Annotated in this window: 22 protein-coding genes; 2 read left to right on the top strand and 20 right to left on the bottom strand. The window is 28.7% G+C overall.

The window, feature by feature from the left end; translation table 11 throughout:
* The 18 genes from H518_RS0109830 to H518_RS0109745 all read right to left on the bottom strand — a co-directional run.
* Positions 1–500, bottom strand: a 500-nt coding sequence (locus tag H518_RS0109830) for a hypothetical protein (RefSeq protein ID WP_028888895.1), incomplete at its 3' end; no start/stop codon positions are given.
* A gap of 67 nt (positions 501–567) precedes the next feature.
* A complete protein-coding gene (locus H518_RS0109825) occupies positions 568–1323 on the bottom strand; it encodes a hypothetical protein (protein ID WP_028888894.1) in 756 nt (251 codons plus the stop codon).
* A gap of 14 nt (positions 1324–1337) precedes the next feature.
* A complete protein-coding gene (locus tag H518_RS0109820; protein WP_043706817.1) occupies positions 1338–1970 on the bottom strand; it encodes a hypothetical protein in 633 nt (210 codons plus the stop codon).
* Complete coding sequence (locus tag H518_RS0109815; protein WP_028888892.1) at positions 1970–2593, bottom strand: hypothetical protein; 624 nt, start codon at positions 2591–2593, stop codon at positions 1970–1972. The genes H518_RS0109820 and H518_RS0109815 overlap by 1 nt, the downstream gene beginning before the upstream one ends.
* Before the next feature lie 343 nt (positions 2594–2936).
* The gene (locus tag H518_RS0109810; protein WP_028888891.1) at positions 2937–3293 is read right to left on the bottom strand and encodes a hypothetical protein; all 357 of its coding nucleotides are present in this window, start codon (positions 3291–3293) and stop codon (positions 2937–2939) included.
* Positions 3294–3448: 155 nt separating this feature from the next.
* Complete coding sequence (locus H518_RS0109805; protein WP_028888890.1) at positions 3449–3802, bottom strand: hypothetical protein; 354 nt, start codon at positions 3800–3802, stop codon at positions 3449–3451.
* 557 nt (positions 3803–4359) lie between these two features.
* A complete protein-coding gene (locus tag H518_RS21435) occupies positions 4360–4740 on the bottom strand; it encodes a helix-turn-helix domain-containing protein (protein WP_051263730.1) in 381 nt (126 codons plus the stop codon).
* On the bottom strand, positions 4731–5051 hold the full coding sequence (locus tag H518_RS21430; RefSeq protein ID WP_240472516.1) for a helix-turn-helix domain-containing protein: 321 nt from the start codon (positions 5049–5051) through the stop codon (positions 4731–4733). The genes H518_RS21435 and H518_RS21430 overlap by 10 nt, the downstream gene beginning before the upstream one ends.
* A gap of 679 nt (positions 5052–5730) precedes the next feature.
* Positions 5731–6822 carry a linear amide C-N hydrolase gene (locus H518_RS19625; RefSeq protein WP_081411178.1) on the bottom strand — a complete coding sequence of 364 codons (1092 nt, stop codon included), beginning with the start codon at positions 6820–6822 and terminating at the stop codon, positions 5731–5733.
* A 16-nt stretch (positions 6823–6838) separates the two neighbouring features.
* Positions 6839–7369, bottom strand: coding sequence for a hypothetical protein (locus H518_RS0109790; protein ID WP_028888889.1), 531 nt, complete (start codon positions 7367–7369; stop codon positions 6839–6841).
* A gap of 95 nt (positions 7370–7464) precedes the next feature.
* On the bottom strand, positions 7465–7827 hold the full coding sequence (locus H518_RS19620) for an aegerolysin family protein (RefSeq protein WP_043706814.1): 363 nt from the start codon (positions 7825–7827) through the stop codon (positions 7465–7467).
* Between the two features lie 1188 nt (positions 7828–9015).
* On the bottom strand, positions 9016–9879 hold the full coding sequence (locus H518_RS0109775; protein WP_028888888.1) for a glycoside hydrolase family 18 protein: 864 nt from the start codon (positions 9877–9879) through the stop codon (positions 9016–9018).
* 198 nt (positions 9880–10077) lie between these two features.
* The gene (locus tag H518_RS0109770) at positions 10078–10434 is read right to left on the bottom strand and encodes a hypothetical protein (RefSeq protein WP_028888887.1); all 357 of its coding nucleotides are present in this window, start codon (positions 10432–10434) and stop codon (positions 10078–10080) included.
* 106 nt (positions 10435–10540) lie between these two features.
* Complete coding sequence (locus H518_RS0109765) at positions 10541–10960, bottom strand: hypothetical protein (protein ID WP_028888886.1); 420 nt, start codon at positions 10958–10960, stop codon at positions 10541–10543.
* A gap of 165 nt (positions 10961–11125) precedes the next feature.
* Positions 11126–11473: a hypothetical protein gene (locus H518_RS0109760; RefSeq protein WP_028888885.1), complete on the bottom strand. Its 348-nt coding sequence runs from the start codon at positions 11471–11473 to the stop codon at positions 11126–11128.
* A gap of 258 nt (positions 11474–11731) precedes the next feature.
* Positions 11732–12478, bottom strand: a complete 747-nt coding sequence (locus H518_RS0109755; RefSeq protein ID WP_028888884.1) for a LytR/AlgR family response regulator transcription factor — start codon at positions 12476–12478, stop codon at positions 11732–11734.
* A 2-nt stretch (positions 12479–12480) separates the two neighbouring features.
* A complete protein-coding gene (locus tag H518_RS0109750; protein ID WP_240472515.1) occupies positions 12481–14205 on the bottom strand; it encodes a tetratricopeptide repeat-containing sensor histidine kinase in 1725 nt (574 codons plus the stop codon).
* 19 nt (positions 14206–14224) lie between these two features.
* On the bottom strand, positions 14225–14731 hold the full coding sequence (locus H518_RS0109745; RefSeq protein ID WP_028888882.1) for a hypothetical protein: 507 nt from the start codon (positions 14729–14731) through the stop codon (positions 14225–14227).
* A 338-nt stretch (positions 14732–15069) separates the two neighbouring features.
* On the opposite strand from H518_RS0109745, the gene H518_RS0109740 reads away from it, so the two are divergent.
* Entirely contained in the window at positions 15070–15657 is a 588-nt protein-coding gene (locus H518_RS0109740; protein WP_028888881.1) for an RNA polymerase sigma factor, read from the top strand.
* 237 nt (positions 15658–15894) lie between these two features.
* On the opposite strand, the gene H518_RS0109735 is transcribed toward H518_RS0109740, so the two are convergent.
* Positions 15895–16551 (bottom strand): endonuclease III domain-containing protein, encoded by a 657-nt coding sequence (locus tag H518_RS0109735; protein WP_028888880.1) that lies wholly within the window; start codon positions 16549–16551, stop codon positions 15895–15897.
* Positions 16552–16585: 34 nt separating this feature from the next.
* Here H518_RS0109735 and bcp point away from each other — a divergent pair, with 34 nt between their 5' ends.
* Positions 16586–17038: a thioredoxin-dependent thiol peroxidase gene (bcp, locus tag H518_RS0109730; protein WP_028888879.1), complete on the top strand. Its 453-nt coding sequence runs from the start codon at positions 16586–16588 to the stop codon at positions 17036–17038.
* Between the two features lie 51 nt (positions 17039–17089).
* On the opposite strand, the gene H518_RS0109725 is transcribed toward bcp, so the two are convergent.
* Positions 17090–17408: IS3 family transposase (locus tag H518_RS0109725; RefSeq protein ID WP_028888878.1), on the bottom strand; the 319-nt coding region annotated here is incomplete at its 5' end.

Below are 17408 nucleotides of genomic sequence, written 5' to 3'. Positions count from 1 at the left end.
GAGTTCAATAATTGACTTTCTTCTATTTCAGAAGCAATACCCCAATACAATTTTGGTTTTAATACAAATGTTGCTTTTTGACCATAACCAACAATGTTCTTGGTCATCATTAACTTATTGTCTTTGTACAGAGAGGCTGCTACACCACCTTGTATATTGGCATCATTGTTTACATCAATAGATTTAGTATCAGATGCATTTCCGTTTGCAGCAAGAACAATTCCGGTATCGTTTTTACTAACAGTATAACGTTTCCCTATATCTGATGGTAAAACCTGCGTTTTGTTTGTTCCATCCTTCCATGTAGCACCAACTTCAGTAATTATTGGGAATCTAAAACTACTAGAAGAGCCTCTTCCTATATCTGGTATGGTACGCCATGCTACACCTTCTTTTAAAGCATCGAAAGTTGGAGTTTCATTTTTAGTAAACACAAAAACCGTTGGAAGATCTTTGTTCATTGATTTGTTTGTGTAGGTAATCTTAATACTTGTAGACATTATTTTTGGTTTTTAAAATTTTGAATTAATTATTTTTGACTATCAATTTTGAATGAGTATTGTTTTTTTAAGTTGATGGAGTAAATGTTTCAAGAGAAGTTGTTAACCCTTTAAGAAAAGTTCTTCCAGCTGAAAATTCTGTTAGTGCATTGATAATATCTTGCGATGAAAACTTATCTCCTGATATTGGGTAAGACTTACTAGATGAGCATTTAACTTCTGCAATTGTTGTTTCAATAGTAATTTCTAAACTACCAGGAACATAATCTTCATCTTTAATGGTTATTGTTGTGTCTTTCGTAACAGGCTTACAGGTCGGTAGTGTAAAAACGGCTTCTGTAACTGTTCCAGACTTTAAACTCTTTTTTATTTGTTCTAACTTTAATTTTATTTTTGATCGAATTTCATCGTTCATTTTACTACCCAAATGATTTGTCAAATTCTTTTGAAAATTTGTATTTGGTGTAGGTATTGAATTACTTGAGGTTAACACAATTGACAAATAAGTGTTTTCTAATTCTTTTTCGCTAATTTCCTCTAAAACCGTTTCAATTCCTTGTTCAATTTTAATTAACTCTTCTGTTGCTGTATCAGCCATTTTTTCTTGATTTTTATTTGTTAAATTATTTACTAATTGTATTCTAGCTCCCTCTGCTAATATTTTTTGCTCAAATGTCTTTGGTGAAAAATCATTGGCATTTGAAGGACTACCATAAACTTTTATGTTTCCATTATTCAAATATGTATAATACCAATTACCATTTCTAGGTAGAATAGTATTCATGTTTGTAATACCTGCTATTTCATATTCAAAGTCATTCATTTTTTATAAATATATCAATTCCCTTTTTCTATTTGAAATTGGTAACCAATTTGAGCATTTCCATTTAAGGAAATTGTAACATTACTTAATCCATTAAGATCTAGTTCAAAGAAGCTTTCTGTATTGAGAATTGCGGATTGTAAACTATCTCCTTCTGATATTTCAGAAGCTAAGCCGAAATAAATCTTATTTGAAGGTATAAATATGGCAGATTGATGGTAGCCAACTTGGTTTTTTTCCAACATTACAAGCCCATTTTTACAGTACTGAGCCGTAACTCCATTAACAACTTCTATGTCGTTTACTATTTCAATAGAATCTGTATCAGAAGCTTCACCGTTTGATTTTAAAACAATACCTGTTGTATCTCTAACAATATGATATTTACTTCCAACTTGAGCAATAATTTGAGCTGTACTGTTTTCGTTATCATCCCATGTAGCCTGTACATAATGTTCGTCATTACTATAATAAAAATTAGAACGTGAACCTCTACCGATATCTTTAATTACTTCCCACGCAACACCTTCTTTTAAACTATTAAAATTTGGCGTTTCATTTTGAGCAAAAACAAATACCTGTGGCAAGTTTTTATTCGCAGATTTATTAACGTAAGTTATCTTTGTGCCTTGTGTTAAATTGTCCATTATTCTTGATGTTCTATTTTAAAACTATAACCAATCTCTGCGTTGCCGTTTAAAGAAACGGTTGCAGCACTAACATTAGCTAAGTTCTGTTCAAAAAATATGTTACTATCTAGCACAGCAGAAGATATTGATTCAGAAATTTGAATCTCCGAAGCTATTCCCCAATAAATTTTAGGTTCAATTTGAAAAGATGCTTTTTGTTCATAGGCAACAATGTTTTTTTTAACAATCACATTGCCTCCTTTCATTAACTGAGCGCTAACACCTCTTTTTACCTGAATGCTATTTGCTAATTCAATATCCATAGGACTCAAAGCATTTCCGTCTGACTGTAATACAATCCCTGTAGCATTCTTTTTTACAGTATATCGTTTTCCTACTTCACATAACAATTGATTCGTCTCATTTGCACCGTTATCCCAAGTAGCCATAATTTTAGTTTGGGATGGGAAAACAAACGTGCTACGTGAATTTCTTCCGATACCTGAAATTACTTTCCATGCAATACCGTCACGAAGTGCATTAAAAGACGGTAGTTCATTTTGAGTAAAAACAAATATCTTAGGCATGTCTTCGTTCATGGAATTATTTACGTAGGTTATTTTTACATCGCTATTGTACATAATATCCTCCTTTCTTTTTTTTATTTTTCATATTCTTGTTCTAGTCTTAAACACTATTATCTGTTTAAAAATTAATCCGTTTTTTTAAGTGGGTGCTGCTCCACTATGAATGAAAATCTTTTTAAGATTGTATTAAGTAGTTTATCATACAATCCGTATTAATAAAACTGTACTTTTTTTTTTGAGATAAAAATCCCATCTACACTCTTGAATAGAATTGTAATTATCTTTTTTAATAATCGGGCTTAAGCCTTATTTTAATGCGCTTTAGGTTTTGTTATGGGCTTATTAGTATTGTATGAGCTATGGCTTTTTCATTGCTCAACCACCTTTTAAGTAGAAATTAGATTCCCATCACACTTTTAATTTTGTTATTACTGTCACACCAAGTAAAAAATGCTGCCCCGGCATTGTAAGCGTCTCGTATCTCCTGATCAGTCATCCCAGGTTTTATATACCATTCAAGTTTGGCTTTTGGGAAAAGCTTTGCTATTTGTTCGGTTACAAGTTTTTCTTGACTATCAAAGTCACGACACCAGTTACCTTGGGGGGCTGTCCCATGATATCCTGTATACACTTTCAAGTGGTCGACCTTCTCTATTTCTCCTTTAATTGGCTGCGTATTTATTTCTTTCCCAAATTCGACAACGGTGCTTTGCCCGTCATGGGTGAATACATTGTTAGCATATTGAATAATCATATTTACTGTCTTTATATTAGTTAAATGAATGTTATATACTTTCTTTATTGTCTATAACAACCTTTTATAAGACACTAGACACTCTAGTGATCTTTATTTTTACTTTATGAGTTATGTTAAAAAAATAAGTATTCAATTGAATGATATTGATATGATTACATCCTATTAAGAACACCGATGAGTCGGAGATCAGCCTCAGCAGCTTGAAATAATCTAAAACCAGGTGTATTCAAATGCTGTCTAACGTCATTAAAAGCATCATTAAACGGTGCTTTCTGTGCTGGCCCCTGAAGCACAACTTGAGTACCATTGGGTAAGGTAAGACCTGTAACATTATTCCAACCAAACGGATTACCTCCACCATTTGCCGTTATCCAAGTTTGTAATCCGTTAAAGTAAGTTAAGTATGCGTTTAAATACTGCTCTTGATTAGCTGGGGTGGAATTCGCCCACATTTGAAGATTAGGATTAATCATTTGATTTGCAAGTTTTACTGTTGTAAATGGCATCGTATTTTTCCTTTTTAATTTGTGTTATATGCTTTCTCTATTGCCTATAACAAAGTTTTTATAAGCCACTAGACGCTCTAGTGGTCTTTATTTCTATTGTATCTTTAACACAAAGTGGTCTAATAATAGCCCAATTGGATGATAAAGATGCACTCTAACTTTTAACTGTTAGCTACTTTTAATGTCTATTTGTTTGTAGTGTTCCATATGTTTATTTCTAACTACTTAAAATAATCATCTATAAGTGTTGAGTTAAAAAGAGTTGAATTTCAAAATCAAATAGCGTAACAATAATGTACTTTTTATTAAACTTGGTATATTGTATACCTGCACCTATGTTGGGCTTTTATTATTTGAAATTCAACTTTCTATCATTTCCTAATCTGCGGCTTTAGTATATGATATTAAAAACTCTAATTGTACAATTGTTGAATTCTTATACTCCAAATTTACAGAGAGATAAGAGACTTGTTTTGTATCAAACGAGCAAGTATTTGACAATTTGGTTCATTATTGTTTTTTTAGATTAAAAAGTTGATTTATATTGAAAATAAATATTATTCCCTTTGATAGTTAGCGATTAGAATTTCTTCTTTTTTTAATTTTTCTATACATATAAGAAATGGAACTTTGTTTCTATATTCACCAGGTGAGCAATCAAAAGCCTCTTTGAAATAACGAGAAAGATGAGCAGCATCAAAAAAACCAGCAGATGAAGCAGCTTCAGTAACAGACTTGTTTTGAGTATTCAATAATTCAGCGGCGTATTGTAGACGTAAATTACGTACTAACTTCATGGTGGAAGTACCAAATAGATGCTGTACTTTCTTGTTTAAATTTGAAGAAGTCATAAATAGTTTACTTGATAGTTCTTCTATAGAGAATAAGTCATTATCAAGGTTTTCAATAATAACTATTAATAATTTATTTAACCACATATGTTTTTTTTTAGTAGATTAATATGTGTTAAATCATTTTCATTTATAGGTGTTTTCCAAGCCCATAATTCAGTTTTTGAGTTTGATTTATTTTTTCGATACTCTGAAGGGCTATTACCAGATTCTTGTTTAAATTTTCTACTGAAGCTACTTAGTCCACGAAAACCACATTGAAAAGATATTTCCTCTATAGAACTTGAACTTATACTTAACATTCGTTTTGCAGATTCTATTCTGTAGTATGAAATCAGTTTTCCAGGAGAATAGCCAGTTTCTTTATGAAGTTTTCTATTTAGTTGCGCTTTACTTATTTGTAATTGTTCGGCTAGTTGGTCTACGCCAAATAAATAATTCGTTTTTTTTCCTGTATAATAATGTCAATTTTTGAGATAAACTCATTGTCAATAATAGATGAGTTACTTGTGCGTATTGTTTTTTTTAAATTTATTTTTTTCATGATTAATTTATTTTTTAAATGGTAAATTTATATGTAGTTATGCTTTTCCTAAATAAAATTGGTAAGTGCTATTTTATAGCATGATATTGTAAATAGTAAAATCAATTTTTCAAATATTCTCAGGTTCTTAACCTATTCTTCATCTTTTTATAAAAGAGAAATAGATAATCTTTGAGGTGGCTTTATAAATCAAGAGATTCATCCAAGCAATAATATTTTTATACAATATGTTGTGTATGTTTTAGTAATTTTAGATGTTTCTTTAATTTCTACTATCATTAGTTAGTTGTATTTTAATTTGATGTATTGTTGTACTTATTTGGTTATCTTAAAAATAAGAGATAGTAGTATATTGGATAAAAGAAATGTTTCGAACGACTTCTTTTTTGTCATAAAGGTTGATTATATAATCATATAAGGAGTTTTCAAAATTAACTTTTTAGCTTACTCTTAATAACCCCTATACTTAAAGTACAGGGGTTATTAAGGGAAGGCTATTTTTTGAGTGTTAAGGTTTTTTAGAGAGCTCTTTATTAATTTGTTGTAGCAAACGGATCAATTGTTTTTATGAAATTTTCATTTTTAAAACCATTTAAAGATTCATTTATAAATTCTTTCTTATTATTTTGATATACTACAATCAACTTAGAAACAGAAGAAGGAAATAAATTTATTTGTTTTAAATCTATCCAAATATCACTAATCGTGCGAGCGTTGCAGAAATAGTATGTTAACTCATTATGGTTGGCAACAGTTGTCCAAAGTGTTTGAGAAATATTAGGATGTTTTTTAAGTTTCGAATTAAAATTTACCGGCACGGAGGCATTCATAACAATCGATTTAGATTGGGTTAATGAATCTGAAGAACTAACAGGTTTATGTAAATGATTTAAATAATATGAAGCTCTAGCGAATCGGTCAGAAGGAAATGTTCCTCCTGGTATAGTATTACTCGGGAAGTTATTTTTATCACTCCATTGCCACCTCCAAAATTGATTTAATTCTATTTGTTTATCATAAGAAGGTTCATTGGTCATTACTCTGAATTTTTCATTTTGATAAATTTTAAATTGTCCTTGATCAACTTCTATAATTGCAGAATCTCCAAGTACATCAGAAATAGCTAAATGTAATGAGGCTTCACTTTCTGAACCAGGTACTTTCCCTCCAATAAGTTGAATTTGCACAGAGGCATCTTTATTGAATTTGTTAACCACTTCTTCTACAGAACAGCAAGTATCTAAAACAAATTGTACCCAACGTAATACATCTAAGTTTTTGCATGAACTTCCATTACTACGATGATATGTAGCGTTACTATCATATAGTAAATTTGCTACTAGTCCCACCGAGTTTATACCGTCAGAAGCACCAAAAATGGTTTTTTCTTTCTTTTTTGAATCATCTGTATTAACTTTAGATGCTATCATGGTAACTATACTATCATATTGAGCAGTCCAAACCAGTGTTTTTTCATTTCTTATAGAAGTTCCTGATTTAACTATAGGTTGATCATTATCTATTTTAAAAGCAAAAATTGTAGTAGCCATTTGAGTAGCCCAGTCCATATTTCTGGCTGTTGTTAAAAAATTATTATCGAAATTATTAAATATTCTTGTACACATAATTTTTGGTCTTTAGTTAAATTGAAATAATATTTAGACCCATTGAAGAAACATCGCCTACAGAAACAGTAAAGGTCACCTTCGCTTTTAGAAATTTACCTTGATTGAAGTTTTGAGCTATAATAGAAAGAATACCTACAGGAAGGTCAGTAAGTGTAGACATGTTTGTGCCTCCAATCCACCAATTATTCCTTAAACCATTAGTATGTCCTTGCCCAATTACAATTTCTTTGCCTATGTAAGAATTTCCGTTATGAGAAAAACTCATAGTTCCTTTAAAAGAAAAGTTTAGTTTTGAAGGTAGTTTATTAATAGTTTGGCAACCGATAGCAGAGCCATTAGTTATATTTTTTTTAAACCAGTCTGCAGTTTCTTTTGAACCTTTTCTACCTGCTTTTGCAGTGATCGTAGCTCCTTTTTGATTAGATGAGGTGGTAATACCATCCCAAGGTTGTTTTTTCGTAATATAATAATCGGTTACTATAAAATTAAAATCAGATAAACCAATCATTTTTAAATCGAAATTATTATCGTGTATTGTAGACATTTTATTGTTTTTTAATGAGTTAATTTTGTAAAGTTTTCTAATTTAGTATTGCATTAACTCAACTATTTTTGAAATAGTTGAGTTAATGCAATTGATTATTTTTCTTTAATAATCAAATCAACTACAGCATTTCCGTGTTTATCTAAAAGAGTCTGAGTTACTTCATATTTTGTAGTATTTTCTTTTAGACTAGATTTATTATCCTTTGAATAAGGAGCATCTATATAAATTTTTATTTCACCACCATCACTCATTACCCAAGTTTGAGTAAGGTCAGTACCAGTAGCACTTCCTTTTGCTCCTTGAGATTTAATACCTAGTTGCCTTGTTTTTGGAGGGATTGAATACGGACCTTCTTCGATTTTTCCGTAATCTATATTTGTAGAGTTTGGAGAGGCGATAGCATATGCATTTGTTTGATTATCTACATTGATAATTGATTTAACATTTTCAGACATAATATTAGTTTTTAATTTACCTGCTTATAAGGTTTTTATAAAAGGTGTCTCGTTTTTATAGTAGTATCTGAACTCTACTTTAGTCAGTTGTAGAAAATTATAAATAGCGCTATTTATTTTCTATTATAAAATTACTTCTTAAAGGCTGTGGAAATTAAGCTAATGTTGTGAATGTGTTTTTTTATGGTGCGAGTAAAGTAAAAAGTGTTACAGGCTAATTGTGGGAATTTATTTACATCATGGAAGAGCTAGAAATAGAGAATTTGTAATTTAAAAATGGTAGTTAACTTGATAAATTATAATACTTAGTTACTATTTTTAGTTGAATTTTTTGTAATTATTTTTGTTTTATGTGAAATTATAGTTAGTAATGTATTGCTAGAGTTTAGAAAAGTTAGAAGTATTTCATTTTTTTAAAGAAATGTAGGCACGTTTAGATTACTTTAATTTATAGATGGTTCGAAGAAATTTTAGTAGTGGTTATTATATTATTTTTACATTATGACTATGATCAAAAGTGCCTATAAAAATATTATTTTTCGGAGGTCAGTAGATAATTACTTCTATTTTAATTGAAACACTGGAATATTTGATTGAGCTCGGTCGAAAACTATTTTTAACAGGTTAATAGTTATCGAATCTTCGTTTGCTCCTTTCAATCAAATTACTATCTGATTTTAGCAATACTTGAATAGGTAATGAGAGTTTTTGTAATCTGTTTAATACTAGGGGATACTAGTAGTTGTTTGCCTGCTGGTTTCTATGATTTTTTTATGAAACCGATAGATAGTTTAATGAGTCATCTTAGTGTGAAAATTCCTTTGTTTGGTGATTAGTTTTACATTATGTGTAATTTTATTTAAGGCGGCGAAAGTAGAGTAGGGTAGTCAAAATCTAATCGTACAATATGATGTTTTAAGTTTAAAACTTTAAGTTTTGTTTAATAAGTAAATTTTCATCATTTGTAAGAGAATAACTTTACAGTTTGTATATTAGTAGGTAAAGTAAAAGAATAAAGAGTGGTTATTTTTTGAGGGTACAAACTGAAATAAAGTTGTTAGCTCTATAAAATTATAAAAACCTGCGCTACAATTAATGTGTAGAACAGGTTATATTAAGTTATGTAACACTTGTTACAAATAGATTTACTTATTATAATAAAGTATGACCAAATTTAAGCTATTACATTTATAATATTGGAATTTCCAATTTTAGTGCTTGCCCTATATTATTTGCCCAAACTCCATTTTTATCACTAGAAAATTGCCAATTCATCATACCACCAAGGATACCTTTTTGTTGAATAGGTCTTATAATCTCAGTGACAATATCATTTACAGGGATATATCCAGATCCAGCATCGTTTTTTGTTACTGGTAGACCGATCATTAGTTTTTCTGGACTTAATCCTTGAAGTTTAGAAAATTGCCAATAAGAAGTTACAATCTGGTTAGGGTTAGAACTCCAAGGAAGATTATTGTAAAATTGTACATTTAACCAATCAATAGCACTACCAATTTGTTGCATCACTTTTACATATCCATCTATACCACTGCCCGCTTCTAAATAAGGAGGTTGAGGCGCATGGGTGATTAAATATTGAGGGCTTGGTAATTCTGATCGTAATGCTTGAGTTAGTTGCACTAAAAAGTTAACGCCATCATAATCCGCTGTTCCCATAAAAGAACCTGTATCTTCAAAATCAATATCTACTCCATCAAGATTGTTGTCCTTAACAAATTCAGCTATTGATTTTGCCAGATCTTGCTCATGACCTACTATATTTTTGTAGGCAAGTGAAGACATTTGTCCTCCACCAAAGGAAATAAGTACATTTTGTCCGTTAGCCTTAAGTGCTGTGATAGCATTCGTTGTTGTTTGCGTTAATTTAGGTGGAGATAGTGATGCAGAAATACCTCCCGCTAATACTAAAGATAGTGGATTACTCTCAGAAGTATAAAGAAATGATAAAATAATATGGGTATAAGGAAGATTGGTTGCTGATTCTAAACCGATAGATCCATTATTGTAATAAGTTATTAATTTTGACATAATTTTTGCTTTATATATTTAATTTATGTAATAATTTATTTTTTAGTTATTTTTTAGTTATTTGGTAGTGAGGTGAATAAGTAATAGCTGTTTGTTTTATTTGAAATAATATTTTTCGTGAAGTTTAGCCTTAGGTATATCTATTAAAAATTAGATATTGTTTAAGTGGTTGTGGAAACGTATTTATTTTATGTAATATTATTTTCTTCCCGTTAAACTAAATTCTAATAACTTATAAATAGCACCTTCTAAGCTTTCTGGTTGCTCCCATAAATTATGATTGTATAACCAATTTTTATATTTTCCAATTGAAAATAATCCTAGGTTAGAATATTTTGATTTCTCTTGAACAGTAACTTCTCTTCTTGCAAAAATAATAGCAACTTCACTATAAGTTAATTCCCAATCTGTAGCATTTAGTCCATTAAGTTTAAACTTAAATACAGAGTCGTCTATTTGAGCATGAGGATTGTATGAAGCGGTTAAATTTGCTTCTTGATTGTTAGTTTTTAATACTTGAATAGTTTCAGTTTTTATGTTTTCTAAAGTTTTCATGATGTGAAATTTTAAATTTTTTCGTTATTGATTAACTTTTTAAAGTTGGTTTTCTTTTAATAGTATTCCTTATCAGAAATGTTATGGTAATTACTATTGGTAGTCGTTATTCAATAACCCAATATAATTCTGTATCAGAATTATTGTACTCACGAAGTCCAATTCCTGTAAGGTTTTTAGAATTTCCATAAACATAAAGTTTTCCTCCATTTTCTGTATTGCAACTTAAAAAGTACGTATTAGAACTTCCTCCAGATACTTTTGTAATTTCAAAAACTTGATCTCTGCTGTTTGGGTGGTTATTAGAGGTTTCCAAACGATTAGAGTTTGGGTAACACTCAGCAACTTTTGCTCCTTTGTTTTTGGTGTTAATCGTTATTTTGTTATCTATAAACGTCCATTTCTGATCTTGATTATTGTTGTCAAAATTATTTAATTTTATCTCGTCATTTGAGCTGTTAGGAAAAGCTTCCCAACAATATGCAGTGTTGTTAAATAACTTAATTGCTATGTTCTTTGTGTTCATTTTTTTAGTTTATTACTTTAATAACCTAAATTCTATTTTTAATTTATTTATTAATGTTGAAAAAATATTTTAATTAATATTTTCAATATAAAATCGAATTTAGGTTACTATTTATTGTTGGTTATTTAAAACGGTATTTGGGTAATTTTTTTTTCTAAATAACTATTAATTATAGTTAGATTCACAAGAACTAGATTTTGGATTTAACATTTTAAAGTAATTATGATGTAAGGAAACCGTTACATTTCCTCCATCATCTTCAGATTCGAATCCACATGCATGACTCCCTGAATATTGTGTACCGTTGGCATCATTAAATGATACATTCCAATGGTCTCTATTTCCAGATCCTGTTTCTAAACGACCTTTTTCATTACTTGTTTGATTATCTGAGAGTTCAGGTATGTTAATCTCTCCTGATACAAAGTCAGTCGTTGAATGACTAACATTTACATTATAAATAGTTCTTCCTGTTATATTAAGTACGTTGAATGTTCCTGTGTATTTACTCATTTTTGTTTAATTTTAAATTTTTGTTTTTAAAGTTATTCAGATTTTATATCATTTTTTATGATAATTACTGAACTCTACTTTGTTTAGTTATATGAAATTATAAATAGCGCTATTCTTAATTTCTGGTATAAAACTAGGTTTTAAATAGCGTGAAATTATAAGTGATGTTACGAGTACTCTTTTTAATGTTGTGAATAACAAAAAACGAGGCATATAAATATGCCTCGTATGATTAATAAAATAAATGTCTCAGAAGTATTATTTTAAAATAGAAAAATTATTAATTAGATCTTTGTATTTAGAGCTGAAAGTAATTTTATGATTATTTTTAAGTAGTAGTAAATGATCACTAGCAACTATTTCTTCGATGTTATTAATATTTACAACATATTTACGATGAACTTGCATAAAAAGAGATAAATTAAGATAATCGAGTATTTTACTTAAAGAAATTTGGATTAAAAATTTTTCACTTTCTGTAATAATATTACAGTACCTGTTTTCTACTTCAATAAAGATGATACTAGAAAGTGTTACTTTTTTTAAAACATTTTTCTTTTTGATAAACAAATATTCATTTCCAATAACAGTATCTTCTTCAGTACTTGCAAATACATTTGTTTGACCATAAAATTTTTCAATAGCCATTTCAATAGCATATAAAACTTCTAGTTCATTAAACGGTTTTAAGATAAAACGATATGGTTTGGTCAGTTTGGCACGCTCAAAAATTTCACGATCTTTTGAGCCAGTCAAAAATAGAAAAGGTTTTAATGAGTTTGGTACTGTTGATATAGTTTCAGCAAATGTTATTCCTTCAGGATTGTCTCCTAAAAAAACATCAATAATGACTAGGTCTACAGGTAGTTTGTAAAATAATGTAAGCGCTTCTTGATAATTTTCAGCAATTCCTATAACGTTATATCCGTTTTTATCTAATGTGTTTTCAAGGTCTGAAGCTACTTCATTGTTATCTTCAATAATTAAAATATTTATAGTCTCCATTATTAAATAGATTTTGGGAATGTAATAATCATTTTAGTTCCTTTATTTATAGTACTCTCAATTTCAAGTGTAGCATGATTTTTTAATATAAGTGTTTTACATAATTGAATACCCAAACCAGTTCCAATATTTTCTTGATTATTCTTTTTACTTAGTAAAGAGGTTTTTTTTAATAATTCCTTAATAATTTCTGCACTCATTCCTATGCCAGAATCCTCAACAACGAAACATTCATGTTTAGTACCTTTAGAATAGTTGTATACAGAAATAAAACCTTCTACTTTATTGAATTTAATACTATTGTCTAATAAATTACGAATAATAATTTTAAGAGAATCTAAATCTGCTAAAATAAAAGAGGCAGGAGTTATTTTGTTTTTAAAAATAATTTCTTTGTTTTCAAACAAAGGTTGATAGTTGAATGCGATTTGTTGCATTACAGAAAATAAATCGACTGATTCTATATAAAAATAGAGTTGTTTGGTTTGTATTGTAGCCCAATGTAATAGGTTTTCTAATAAATTATAAGAACTATTGGCAATAGCTGCATTTTTCGTAACTATGGAACCTAAAGCATCGTAATTCCTATTTTGTATTTCATACAATAGTTTTGAGTTACTTTTTTGTAGAAGATTAACTGATGATCGTAAATCGTGACTAACAATAGAAAAAAGTTTGTCTTTAGTATTATTTAAAGCGTTTAATTCTTCTTTTTGAGAGGCGATTATTTTATGAGATTTTTTTTGTTGAAAGTAGAGGTACATTCCTCCGAATAAAATGAATGATAATAAAATTGAAGTAAGTATAAAGCCGTTTCTTTGAAGAGCTTTAATTTTATTTTCTGAGGCTAAAATATTTATTTCTTTTTGTTTTTGATTTAGCGCTAATTTTTTTTCAAATTGAGCAGTTTTCCATATTTCATCTTGATTATTTAAAGAATCTTTCCATTTGTCATATTCTTTTCTGTAAACTAAAGCTTTAACTATATCTTTTCGATTCTCTTCAACAATTGCCATGTTTTTTGAAGTTTTTCGTTTTATTTCATAATTAATTGTTTTTCTTGAGAGCAAATAGGCTCTTTCAAAATAAGGAATTGCTAAATCATCTTTATATTGTTCATAATATAAATTAGCAATATTTGTATATGCTTCAATAATCTCTTGAGTATTATTTTTTTTACGAACACTATTTAAGAAATTAGATAGATATATTTCGGCATTCTTATAATCTTTAAGATGTATATAGCAAACTCCAATGTCATTTATGATTGAAATCTTATCAAGTTCGTTAATTCTAGAATATTCTTTGTTTTCAATTCTTTTTAAGTAAGAAAGTGCTTTTTTGTAGTTCTTTTGTTCTAAAGAAACACCACTTAAAGTATATAAAACCTTGTCGTAAAAGAAGAAATCAGTCGAAATTTTTTCAAATTCTTTTTGAGCTTGTTTAAAAAGGTTTTTTTTCATAAAACTATGCCCTCTCATATACCTAAAATAATTTGAGTATTGTGCAGAAGAAGAGTCAATAAACACTTTAGAGGAGTTTACAATAACAGAATCCCATTGTTTGTGTTTAAAAAATATATTAGCAGCTTTTAATAATGGAAATACTGAATTTAAACTATCAACTTTTTTAAAAAAGTAAGAATGATTTCTGATTGATGATTCTTGTGAGACTATTGTATAGCAACAAAGAAACGATAGTAATACTAACGTTTTTTTCAAATACATAGGGGGACAGGTTAAATTATTAAGTATTACTAGTTTTTACAATTGTTTCAGTTCCTCTAGATGTTTCAGGATCAATGTTCCAAGAAAATGTCTGAGCAATTTTAATATCTTTTAAATTGATGCCTTTAGGGAAATTAGTTATATTATCAGTGTAAAAATCTATAGTGTAAGCTTTGTATTTTCCTGAAGATTTTTTTAAAGATTTAGCTTCATCAATCGATGAATAAATAAAAAATTGCAACTTAGGTTGGCCAAAATTACTAATAGAAAAAAGTTGATTTACTAAAGCAGATTCAAGAGGTACTTCAGATTCAACAAAAAATAACCCCTTGATATGTATTCTTGGATTAAGGTTGTTTTCTGTGATTTCATGGTAGGTTGCTTCAACTAAAGTAGGAATTGGTTTGTTAAAATTATTTTCAAAATAAATATTTCCAGATTCAATTATGTTTTCTTTTCCAATGGTTCTAATTTTTTCTCCAGGAGGTTGAATAATTAGTTTTTCTGAGTTTGTTTTAGTGTTCATAAATTTGGAGGTTATTTTTAGGTTAGAAATATAAATATATAAAAAACAGATCGATCCTAAATGGAGAGTTGATTAAAGCTTAAAACGATGTTTTTTTGTAAGGTATGATTTTTTTTCATTTTAAGTAATTTTATATTGAATGTTAGTGTTCCTATTCATAGGGAATTAAGTGTACTCACAAATAAAATTTATTTAATATTTGTATTTGTAAATAAAAAAAACAATATTTGTAACTAGTTACTAATCAATAAATAGAAGCCTATAGCTAAATAATTACTTTTTATTTTATACCCCTTAACTAGAGAGTGTTTAAAAACGTTCTTAAAAAGAAAGTAATTATGAAGCATAAAGATGTTGTAAACGACGGTGATTTAGTACGAGATTACATTAATGGAAAAGAGTTGGCGATAGAGTTATTAATTAAGCGTCATCAACAAAGATTGTACAGCTTTATCTATAGCAAAGTACAAAACAGAGATACTACAGAAGATATTTTTCAAGACACTTTTATAAAAGTGATAAAGACATTAAAGAAAGGAAATTATAATGAAGAAGGTAAGTTTTTGCCTTGGGTTATGAGGATTTCCCATAATTTAATAATTGATTTTTTTAGAAAAAGTAATAGGATGCCTACGTTTAATAATACTGATGATTTTGATATTTTTTCAGTTTTAAGTGATGGAGCACTAAATGCGGAAAATAAAATTATTAAAGAGCAAATCTTATGCGATGTAAGAGAGCTCGTTGAAGGATTACCAGAAGAACAGAAAGAAGTATTAAAAATGCGTATTTATAATGATATGAGTTTTAATGAAATTTCAGAAAATACAGGTGTAAGTATTAATACAGCTTTGGGAAGAATGAGATATGCTTTAATTAATTTAAGAAAAATAATAGAAAAAAATAAAATAATTTTAGTTAATTAGACAATATTAGTAAAAAAGCATCGTTAAATACTTGAAAACAAAATATATAAAGTAATTATATGAAGCAAATTTACTCAGAAAGATTTTATAATTTTAAAATGAAACCGAAAAAAGAAACAATTCAATTTTTGATTAATTTTTCTAAATCATTACAAGTAGTTAAAACCAAATCAAATTATCTCATTGAATTGAATTTGAATTAAGAGAGGAAAAGCTTCAACATTTGTTGAAGCTTTTTTATGCTTTCTTTTTATGGTATTCGTCTAAAACTGATTTTCTTCCAATTGTTTTTGTGATAATATCATTTTCTAAATTCCATCCACGAGCAGGAGAATACTCTCTACCATACCAAATTATTTGTAAATGAAGATCGTTCCAAACTTCTTTAGGAAATAAACGTTTAGCATCTTTTTCGGTTTGTGTTACATTTTTTCCATTCGTTAAATTCCAACGATATAACAAGCGATGTATATGTGTGTCTATTGGAAATGCAGGAACACCGAAGGCTTGGCTCATTACTACACCAGCAGTTTTATGGCCTACGGCAGGTAGTTCTTCTAAATATTCAAAACTCTCAGGAACTTCACCATTATGTTTCTCTATTAAAATTTTAGATAAACCATAAATACCTTTAGATTTCATTGGTGACAAGCCACAAGGTCTTATTATTTCTTTTATTTCTTCAACAGTCATTTTTACCATATCATAAGGGTTGTCAGCTTTAGCAAAAAGTAACGGAGTAATTTTATTTACGCGCACATCTGTACATTGAGCAGATAATAAAACAGCAACAAGTAAGGTATATGGGTCTTTATGGTCTAAAGGAACTGGTATTTCTGGGTATAATTTTTCTAATGTATCAATAACGAATTGAACTTTGTCAGCTTTGGTCATTTTCTATATCTTTATATCGACAAAAATACAAATTATGACTACATTAAAAATAGGAGATAAGGCACCAAATTTTGAATCTGTTGATGAGAAAGGAAATGTTATAAAATTATCAGATTATAAAGGTAAAAAGTTAGTGTTATTCTTTTATCCAAAAGCAAGTACGCCAGGTTGTACAACTGAAGCTTGTAACTTAAGAGATAATTACCAAACTTTTTTAGCGAAAGGATATGCTGTTTTAGGGGCAAGTGCTGATTCTGCTAAACGTCAGCAAAACTGGATTAATAAACATGAATTGCCTTTTCCGTTATTGGCAGATGAGAGTAAAGAGGTAATCAATGCATTTGGTATATGGGGCCCAAAGAAATTTATGGGAAAAGAATACGATGGTATTCATAGAACAACCTTTGTAATTGATGAGAATGGAATTATTGAAGATGTAATTGCTAAAGTAAAAACAAAAGAACACACAAATCAAATTTTAGGATAACAAAAAAACCGAGCTTATAGAGTGCACCCAAAAGTTTAGACAAATTTATAATTAATTTTGATAATGATGAGTTCGATATTTTATCGGACTCATTTTGTTTAAATTAGATTTTATTCTTTCGTTATTATAATAGATTATATACTCACTAATTTCTTTTTTTAACTGTTCAATTGACTTGTATTTTTTCAAATAGAATAATTCTGATTTTAGTATTCCAAAGAAATTTTCAATAATTGCATTATCTAAACAATTTCCTTTTCTTGACATACTTTGTTTAATTCCTTTTTCTTTTAATAAATATTGATACTGTTTCATTTGATATTGCCAACCTTGATCAGTGTGTAATATTAAGTTCGTATTATCTGGTATT

This window comes from Tenacibaculum ovolyticum DSM 18103 (assembly GCF_000430545.1).
Classification (GTDB): Bacteria; Bacteroidota; Bacteroidia; order Flavobacteriales; family Flavobacteriaceae; genus Polaribacter; species Polaribacter ovolyticus.
The sequence above is the reverse complement of the archived record's forward strand: the minus strand, read 5'-3'. Positions and strand labels throughout refer to the sequence as shown.

Bases quoted from the DNA above. Each gene is read 5' to 3' on its own strand.
- H518_RS0109825 (WP_028888894.1), bottom strand. From the start codon at position 1,323: ATGAATGACTTTGAATATGAAATAGCAGGTATTACAAACATGAATACT.
- H518_RS0109820 (WP_043706817.1), bottom strand. From the start codon at position 1,970: ATGGACAATTTAACACAAGGCACAAAGATAACTTACGTTAATAAATCT.
- H518_RS0109815 (WP_028888892.1), bottom strand. From the start codon at position 2,593: ATGTACAATAGCGATGTAAAAATAACCTACGTAAATAATTCCATGAAC.
- H518_RS0109810 (WP_028888891.1), bottom strand. From the start codon at position 3,293: ATGATTATTCAATATGCTAACAATGTATTCACCCATGACGGGCAAAGC.
- H518_RS0109805 (WP_028888890.1), bottom strand. From the start codon at position 3,802: ATGCCATTTACAACAGTAAAACTTGCAAATCAAATGATTAATCCTAAT.
- H518_RS21435 (WP_051263730.1), bottom strand. From the start codon at position 4,740: ATGTGGTTAAATAAATTATTAATAGTTATTATTGAAAACCTTGATAAT.
- H518_RS19625 (WP_081411178.1), bottom strand. From the start codon at position 6,822: ATGTGTACAAGAATATTTAATAATTTCGATAATAATTTTTTAACAACA.
- H518_RS0109790 (WP_028888889.1), bottom strand. From the start codon at position 7,369: ATGTCTACAATACACGATAATAATTTCGATTTAAAAATGATTGGTTTA.
- H518_RS19620 (WP_043706814.1), bottom strand. From the start codon at position 7,827: ATGTCTGAAAATGTTAAATCAATTATCAATGTAGATAATCAAACAAAT.
- H518_RS0109775 (WP_028888888.1), bottom strand. From the start codon at position 9,879: ATGTCAAAATTAATAACTTATTACAATAATGGATCTATCGGTTTAGAA.
- H518_RS0109770 (WP_028888887.1), bottom strand. From the start codon at position 10,434: ATGAAAACTTTAGAAAACATAAAAACTGAAACTATTCAAGTATTAAAA.
- H518_RS0109765 (WP_028888886.1), bottom strand. From the start codon at position 10,960: ATGAACACAAAGAACATAGCAATTAAGTTATTTAACAACACTGCATAT.
- H518_RS0109760 (WP_028888885.1), bottom strand. From the start codon at position 11,473: ATGAGTAAATACACAGGAACATTCAACGTACTTAATATAACAGGAAGA.
- H518_RS0109755 (WP_028888884.1), bottom strand. From the start codon at position 12,478: ATGGAGACTATAAATATTTTAATTATTGAAGATAACAATGAAGTAGCT.
- H518_RS0109750 (WP_240472515.1), bottom strand. From the start codon at position 14,205: ATGTATTTGAAAAAAACGTTAGTATTACTATCGTTTCTTTGTTGCTAT.
- H518_RS0109745 (WP_028888882.1), bottom strand. From the start codon at position 14,731: ATGAACACTAAAACAAACTCAGAAAAACTAATTATTCAACCTCCTGGA.
- H518_RS0109740 (WP_028888881.1), top strand. From the start codon at position 15,070: ATGAAGCATAAAGATGTTGTAAACGACGGTGATTTAGTACGAGATTAC.
- H518_RS0109735 (WP_028888880.1), bottom strand. From the start codon at position 16,551: ATGACCAAAGCTGACAAAGTTCAATTCGTTATTGATACATTAGAAAAA.
- bcp (WP_028888879.1), top strand. From the start codon at position 16,586: ATGACTACATTAAAAATAGGAGATAAGGCACCAAATTTTGAATCTGTT.